Origin of the sequence: Lutibacter sp. (assembly GCF_040883305.1) — a bacterium.
GTDB lineage: Bacteria > Bacteroidota > Bacteroidia > Flavobacteriales > Flavobacteriaceae > Lutibacter.
The window spans coordinates 1-8,319 of the sequence record NZ_JBFLKT010000175.1; the positions used below are offsets into that span (position 1 = coordinate 1).

5 protein-coding genes are annotated in these 8,319 nt (G+C 31.6%); 4 read left to right on the forward strand and 1 reads right to left on the reverse strand.

The window, feature by feature from the left end; translation table 11 throughout:
- The coding region (locus tag AB1Z17_RS05620; protein ID WP_368050819.1) for a glycosyl transferase at nt 1-2,046 on the forward strand (2,046 nt) is incomplete at its 5' end.
- A gap of 79 nt (nt 2,047-2,125) precedes the next feature.
- On the opposite strand, the gene AB1Z17_RS05625 is transcribed toward AB1Z17_RS05620, so the two are convergent.
- Nucleotides 2,126-2,998 (reverse strand): AraC family transcriptional regulator, encoded by an 873-nt coding sequence (locus AB1Z17_RS05625; protein WP_368050820.1) that lies wholly within the window; start codon nt 2,996-2,998, stop codon nt 2,126-2,128.
- Between the two features lie 171 nt (nt 2,999-3,169).
- Here AB1Z17_RS05625 and AB1Z17_RS05630 point away from each other — a divergent pair, with 171 nt between their 5' ends.
- From AB1Z17_RS05630 to AB1Z17_RS05640, 3 genes are all read left to right on the forward strand, one after another.
- A complete protein-coding gene (locus AB1Z17_RS05630) occupies nt 3,170-6,178 on the forward strand; it encodes a SusC/RagA family TonB-linked outer membrane protein (RefSeq protein WP_368050821.1) in 3,009 nt (1,002 codons plus the stop codon).
- 24 nt (nt 6,179-6,202) lie between these two features.
- The gene (locus AB1Z17_RS05635) at nt 6,203-7,723 is read left to right on the forward strand and encodes a RagB/SusD family nutrient uptake outer membrane protein (RefSeq protein WP_368050822.1); all 1,521 of its coding nucleotides are present in this window, start codon (nt 6,203-6,205) and stop codon (nt 7,721-7,723) included.
- Nucleotides 7,724-8,122: 399 nt separating this feature from the next.
- Nucleotides 8,123-8,319: hypothetical protein (locus AB1Z17_RS05640; protein ID WP_368050823.1), on the forward strand; the 197-nt coding region annotated here is incomplete at its 3' end.

Genomic DNA, 8,319 nt, shown 5'->3' on the forward strand with positions numbered 1-8,319 from the left:
AAAGTAAGTATTAAAAATACTTCTTCAGAAGTAAAAAAATTAAAACTATTTTCTTTTATTGAATTTGCACTTTGGAATGCTGAGGATGATATGACCAATTTTCAAAGGAATTTCAATACTGGTGAAGTAGAGGTTGAAGATTCTGTAATTTATCATAAAACAGAGTTTAAAGAGCGTAGAAATCATTACTCATTTTACTCAGTAAACGAGGCTATAAATGGTTTTGATACTGATAGAGAATCGTTTATTGGATTGTATAATGGTTTTGACTCTCCTAATGCTGTAACTGAGGGAAAGCCTAAAAATTCAATGGCCCATGGTTGGTCTCCTATTGCTTCGCATTATATTGAAGTTGAATTACAACCTGGTGAAGAAAAGGAGTATGTTTTTATGTTGGGTTATGTTGAGGTTGATGAAAATGATAAATGGGAAAGTAAATCAGTAATCAATAAAAATCCTGCTAAGGAAATGATTGCTAAATTTAATACTGTTGAAAAAGTACAAGAAGCTTTTAATGAGTTAAGAAATTACTGGGATAATTTATTGGGCAAAATCAATATTAAATCCGATGATGATAAGTTAGACAGAATGGTGAATATCTGGAACCAATACCAATGTATGGTTACGTTTAATATGTCTCGTTCTGCTTCCTTTTTTGAATCGGGGATTGGACGCGGAATGGGATTCCGTGATTCTAATCAAGATTTAATAGGATTTGTGCATCAAATTCCTGAAAGAGCTCGTGAGCGTATTTTTGACATCGCTTCTACACAATTTGAAGATGGCTCTTGTTACCATCAATACCAACCATTAACAAAAAAAGGAAATGCTGTTTTAGGTGGAGATTTTAATGATGACCCACTTTGGTTAATACTTTCAACAACTGAATATATTAAAGAAACTGGTGATTTTTCATTGTTAGATGAATTAGTACCTTTTGATAATGATATGTCAAGAGCTAAACCGCATTTTGACCATTTAAAGGCCTCATTTTATCACGTGGTAAATAATCTAGGACCACATAAGTTACCATTAATTGGTAGAGCCGATTGGAATGACTGTTTAAACTTAAATTGTTTTTCAACAGATCCAAACGAATCTTTTCAAACAACAGGAAATAAAAAAGATGGAAAGGCAGAATCTTTAATGATTGCTGGTTTGTTTGTAGTATATGGAAAAGAATATGTAAAACTATGTAATATTATTGGTAAAACTGAGGAAGCTACTGAAGCTCAAATTCATGTTGATGCTATGATTGAAGCAGTGAAAAAACATGGTTGGGATGGAGATTGGTATTTAAGAGCATACGATTACTATGGTAAAAAAGTGGGCTCTCATGAAAATGAAGAAGGAAAGATTTTTATCGAATCTCAAGGCTGGTGTACCATGGCTGAGATTGGAAAAGAAGAAGGCTTGGTTGAAAAATCTTTAGATTCAGTAAAAGAACATTTAGATTGTGAATATGGAATTGTATTAAACAGTCCTGCATTTACTGAATATAAAATTGAATATGGAGAGATTTCTACGTATCCTGCCGGTTATAAAGAAAACGGTGGAATTTTTTGCCATAATAATCCTTGGGTAATGATTGGTGAAACTATGATAGGTCGTGGCGATAATGCTTATGATTATTACAAGAAAATCGCACCAAGTTTTTTAGAAGATATTTCTGAACTACACAAAGTAGAGCCTTATGTATATTGTCAAATGATTGCAGGGAAAGAAGCTTTTAAACCTGGAGAAGCTAAAAATTCTTGGCTATCAGGAACAGCTTCTTGGAATTTTTATGCAATTACCCAATATATTTTAGGCGTAAAACCAGATTACAATGGACTTTTAATAAATCCTTGTATACCTTCAAAATGGAATGGATTTAAAATGAAAAGAGAATTTCGAGGAGCAACCTATAATATTGAAGTTTTAAATCCTAAAAACGTTAGTAAGGGTATTCAAAAAATAATTGTTAATGGAGAAGAAATAACTTCTAATATAGTACCTATTTTAGAAAAAGATACATCCCATGAAATTAAAGTAATCATGGGTTAATTTGAATTAAGTTTTGTTATTTAAACTCTCTAAGATTGCATCTTAGAGAGTTTTTTAGTAAAACGGCTATTATAATAGGTTATAATGTTTTCTTTATTCCTACAAATTGTTCTTTAAATTCCTTCGGGGTGCATTGCTTAGATTTCTTAAACAACCTATTAAAATTAGCAATATTATTAAAACCACACTTAAAAGCAATTTCACCAATGCTTAACTCCGAATCTAACAACCAGCGCGAAGCAAAACTAATGCGCGTATCATTTACATATGCTATAAATGTTTTACCTGTACGTTTTTTAATAAATCGGTTAAACGTTACAGGACTCATATTTACCAACTCAGAAATTTCATTTAAGGTAATCGTTTTATTAAAATTTTCCTGAATATATTCATACACAGTTTTAATCTTATCACTATTATGAAAATCTTCCTTTACAGCACTAGAATTTGAGAGCTTTCTTTGATTCTCGGAATTGCCTAAATCATTTAAAATTGATATAAATTCTAAGTAATATTCAATACCTGAAATTCTGGTAAGCGCCATCAACCTTGGCATTATTTTTATAGTCGTTTCTCGTGAAAAAAGAATTCCGTGTTTTGACCTGTTAAACATATCCTTAATAGGCTTAAAAATTCTACGAGCTAATGTTTTTTCATTTAATAAATCTTGATGAATATGAATGGTTATTTCATAAATTTCTTTACAAGTACACTTATTAAGTTCCCACCCATGTACAATATTGGGGCCTGTTAATACTAATTCTAAATCATCAATATTTTCAGAATGGTCACCAATAATTCGTCTTACACCTTTTCCTTTAAAAATGAAATTTAGTTCATATTCTGGGTGAAAATGAATGGGGAAATCAAAATCATCTTTTACTCTTTCTTCAACCAAGAAACTATCTTCAGGGATTAAACGGGTAATTTCTCGATGGGCATTATCAATCATATATTTAATGTGTTATTTTATCTGTTCTCTATACAATATTGTCGTAAATATATAAAAAAGTGACAATATTCTATTAACATTTCATTAACATCCTGTATAACTTTGTATGTGTATTAAGACCCTTAAAATGAGCTTAATTCAAAACAATTGAATAATTAAACCAAATATTTTATGAAAAATCAAATTTTAAAAAGATTCTTTTTTCTAGTATTTTTATTGCTGTGCACATACGCGCAAGCACAAAGTATTAAAGGTACCGTTTCGGATGCTAGTGGTCCTTTACCAGGAGCTAGTATTGTTGTTAAAGGTACAAACAATGGTGCAACCTCAGATATTGATGGTAATTTTTTGCTAGAAAATATAGCTTCTGATGCTGTGTTACAAGTTAGCTATGTTGGATATGTTACAAAAGAAGTAGCTGTAAATGGCAAAACATTAATTAATGTTGTACTTGTTGAAGATGCGAATTCTTTAGAAGAGGTAGTAGTTGTTGGTTATGGTTCTAAAAAGAAAAGTTTAGTAACTGGTGCTATTTCAAGTATTAAATCTGAAGACATGCAAAATAATGGTGCTACAAGAGTTGAACAGGCAATTCAAGGAAAAGTATCAGGTATTTCTGTATTAACAAATTCAGGTTCTCCCGGTGCTGGTTCTAAAATTAGAATCCGTGGAACAGGATCAAACGGAAATGCAGATCCAATTTATATTGTAGATGGCATGAAAACTTACAGTATAGATAATATAGATGGTGGAGATATTGAATCTATCGAAATTTTAAAAGATGCTGCTTCATCCGCTATTTACGGTACAGAAGGTGCAAATGGTGTTGTAATTGTAACTACTAAATCTGGTAGAAATTATGACAAACCTCTTATTTCTTATAATTCTCAATTTGGAGTTCAATCGGAACGTTCTAAAATGGAGTTAATGAATGAGTCTCAATACAGAACTTATTTAGATGAAGCCGGGGTTCAAAATATTCCTTCAAATGGCATTGACACAAATTGGTTGAACGAAGTTTTTGAAGATGCTTGGATGGAAAAACATCATTTAAGTTTTGCAGGAGGAACAGAAAAATCAACTTATTTACTGTCTGGGTCTTATACAAATCAAGATGGTATTGTAGGAGGCGAAAGAGCTAATTTTAAACGTTATACGGCAAGGTTAAATTCTAAACATCAAATAAATAATTGGTTAGAAGTTGGAAACAATCTTTCATATTCTAATACCAGTCGTGGTGTTATTGGAGAAGATGATGAATATCGCGGAATTTTAAATAATGCCTTATTAATGGATCCATTAACACCGGTAATATACAACAACGGTGTACCTGCTAATGTTACAAGTTTAATTAATGCAGGAAATACAATTTTAGCTGATAATAATGGAAATTATTATGGTTTACCTGCATATGTAACAGGTGAAATTGCAAATCCAATTGCAATGCTTTCCATTCAAAATAGAAATATAAAAACCGATAAAATATTAGGAACATTTTTTGCAAATGTATCTCCTATTGAAGGGTTAGTAATGACGACTAGATTGGGGATTGATGTAAATTATTCGGTAAACCATAATTGGAACCCTGTATATTATGTTTCTTCAGAAAGACAGAATTCTTTAACAACAGTTGATGATAATATATACAAAAATTCATCTTGGCTATGGGAAAATTTCGTAACCTATAAAGGTTTTTATAATAAGCATAATTATAGCTTATTAGCAGGTTTATCAGCAGAAAAATACCAATCACCAAATTGGTATTTATTTTCAGGACCAACTCCAAAAGAAGGTGATAATTATGCTTTTCACGATTACACACAAGATGATGATTTAGATAAAGTTGGTGGAAATTTTATTGAAAGAAGAAAAAGATCAACTTTTGGAAGATTTTCATATGAATATGATGAAAAATACCTTTTAGAAGGTACTTTACGTTATGACGTTTCAAGTGCTTTTTCAGAAGCAAATAAAGGAGCTATTTTTCCTTCTGTTTCTGCTGGTTGGGTAATGTCCAATGAAGAGTTTTGGAAAGAGGATAGCACAATAGATTACATAAAGGTTCGTGCAAGTTGGGGACAAGTAGGTAGTGATCAAAATTTATTAGGAAATGAAGATTTACAATTCTTTTCAAGTGCTGGAATTAAAATTCCTGATGGAAATGGTGGTTTTTTACCAGGCTATGAAGCAAGTAATATTCCAAACAAAGATTTAACTTGGGAAACTTCGGAACAAATAGATTTAGGAATAGATTTAAGAGCATTTGAAGGCAGACTTAAATTTACTACAGATTATTACGATAAAAAAACAAAAGATTTAATTGTTAGTGGAAATAGCTTAATTCCATTATCTGTAGGACGTAATTTTGGGAACTTTAATGGTGGTACGGTTTCAAATAAAGGTTGGGAATTTGAATTAGGATATAATGACAAAGTTGGTGATTTAACGTATGGTGTAAACTTAAACTTCTCAACACTTAAAAATGAAGTAACAGATTTAGCTGTAGATTCACCAATTGATGGTGCCGAGGTTAGAGGTTTTATTACTACTCGTTTCGAAGAAGGAGAACCTATTTGGTATTTTAGAGGGTATAAAACAGATGGAATTGATCCAGCAACTGGAAAGCCAATTATTGTAGATATAGACAATAGCGGAGATATTACCCCAAATGATATTACGAATATTGGTGATCCTCATCCAGATTTCTTATATGGTGGACAGGTTAATTTAGGTTATAAAAATTTCGATTTCAATTTAAACTTCCAAGGAACTCAAGGAAACGAGATTTATATGCTTTGGACAAGAACAGACCGTATTTATTCTAACAAGCCATCTTTCTTATTTGATGGTAGATGGACTGGATCAGGAGATAATGCTTCTTTCCCAATGGCAGATGTTGGTAGTGATGAGTTATACCGAAGTGATTTAATGGTTGGCGATGGATCTTATATGAGAATTAAACAAATTCAGTTTGGTTACACATTCCCATCAAAAGTATTAGAGCAAATTAAATTAGATAATTTACGCTTTTATGTTTCATTAGAAGACTACTTTACCTTTACAAACTATCAAGGTTTAGATCCTGAAGCAGGTAGTACAAACAATCAAAGTCAGGGTATTGACAGAGGTGTTTATCCAATACCTGGTAAAATAATTTTTGGTTTATCATTAAACCTATAACTCATAATTTAATACAATAAAACAATGAAAAAATATATTAAAATAGTAGTTTTAGGAGTATTAATTATTTTTAATTATACTTCTTGTAGTGATGATTTTACAGAAGTTGATCCAATTGGATTAATTAATGAAGATGATTTCTTAACAACCGACGCTGAAGCAGAATCTGTAATATTTGGTATTTATGATTTAATGGCTTGGAATTACAATCGCCCTTGGAACAGTGCTTTTTTCTTAAAAGTGTTACCTGGAGATATTGCAAATGCAGGAAGCACCATTGGTGACCAACCACCATTGCAACAAATTGATGATTTTACACATGTAGCGGACAATCCAGCAATTACCGGTGTTTGGGAAGGTTTCTATAAAACAATTGGTTTAGCAAATGTTTTAATTGAAAAATTAGAAATTTCTGAATTAAGTTCAAAAGATAAATTTATTGCTGAAGCAAAATTTTTAAGAGCCTATAGTTATTTTGAGTTAGTTACGTTATTTGGTGATGTACCTTTAAGAATCACAACTCCACAATCAATTGATGAGTTTGGTTTGGCAAGATCTCCAAAAAGTGAAGTATATATTCAAATTGAAAATGATTTAGCAGCTGCAATTAGTGGATTGCCTTCAAGAGGTGGAGTCGCTCAATCTTTTAGAATATCAAAAGAAGCGGCACAAGCTGTTTTAGGAAAAGTTTATTTATTTCAAAATAAATATGATGTAGCTTCCGTTGAATTTGGAAAAGTTATTTCTTCACAAGCATTTGATTTAGAACCCGATTTTGCACATGTATGGAACTCAAGTTCTGAAAACGGAATGGAATCATTAATTGAATTAAATTATGTAAGTACTGAAAAATACGATTGGGGTAATTTTCCTTGGGGCGGACGTCCAGAAAGTAATATTCACGCACAATTAATGGGGCCAAGAGGTGATGCTTTTGACGTTGCTGCTATTGGAGTTGCAAACGGATGGGGTTTTAATTTACCTACAAGTAAAATTGGCCAAGCATTTGCAAACGCTGGTGATGTAGTACGTAAAAATGCGACACTTATTTCTGAATTTGATTTAATTACTGCTGGAGGATTAGTTACACCACCAGATACAGGAATTCATGACTATGAAGGGTTTGTAAGATTAAAATATGTTACAAGAACTGAAGATACGGCGGGCCCAATTAATGAGTTAAATTATGGAATTAATTGGAGATTATTGAGATATGCTGATGTTCTATTAATGGCAGCTGAAGCGTATCATAAAAATAACGAAGATGGGAAAGCTCAAGTTGAGTTAAACAAAGTTCGTTTTAGAGCAGGATTATCAAATGTAACTGCTACAGGAAACGCTTTATTTAATGCTATTGTTTTAGAGCGTCAATTAGAATTGGCATTTGAAGGACAGCGTTTTTGGGACTTAGTCCGTTGGGAGTTGGCAGATACAGAGCTTTCAAGTATCGGATATACTTCAAAAAACCAAGTGTTTCCTATTCCATCAAACGAAATTAGTAGAAATGTTTTAATTAATCCTGAAGATCAGAATCCGGGATATTAAATATTGAGTTAATTAAGTTGAAAAAAGACAATGTAGTTTACTGCATTGTCTTTTTAAATATATTGATAGTCTTTTTTAAAAATCATTGTATTTCTTATAACATTCTTTGTTGCAATTTGGCTTAGATTATGAATATCAAAACATTTATACTACTTTAGATATCGCAAAATCGCAATCATGCCATAAATTCAGCTATTTATGCAAGCGATTTTATAAGATTTAGCAAACATTCAAATAGATGAACCTAATTAATGGATTCTCTAACAACTATTTTAAAAGCTAAATTTTTAGATATTAATAATATATAAAACTCAAACCGAAATTATGAAAAATTTTTATTCAGCTTTAGTGCTCGTTTTCATTTATGGATCAATAAACGCCCAAATTAGCGGGAGTTTAATGCAATATCCAGATGTATCTGAAACACAAATTACATTTGTTTATGGCGATGATGTATGGATTGCAGCAAAATCTGGAGGTAATGCTCATAGATTAAGCTCTCCTGAAGGTTCTGAAAGTTATCCTAGATTTTCTCCTGATGGGAGTAAAATCGCCTTCACCGCTAATTATCACGGAAATAGCGATGTATATTTAAT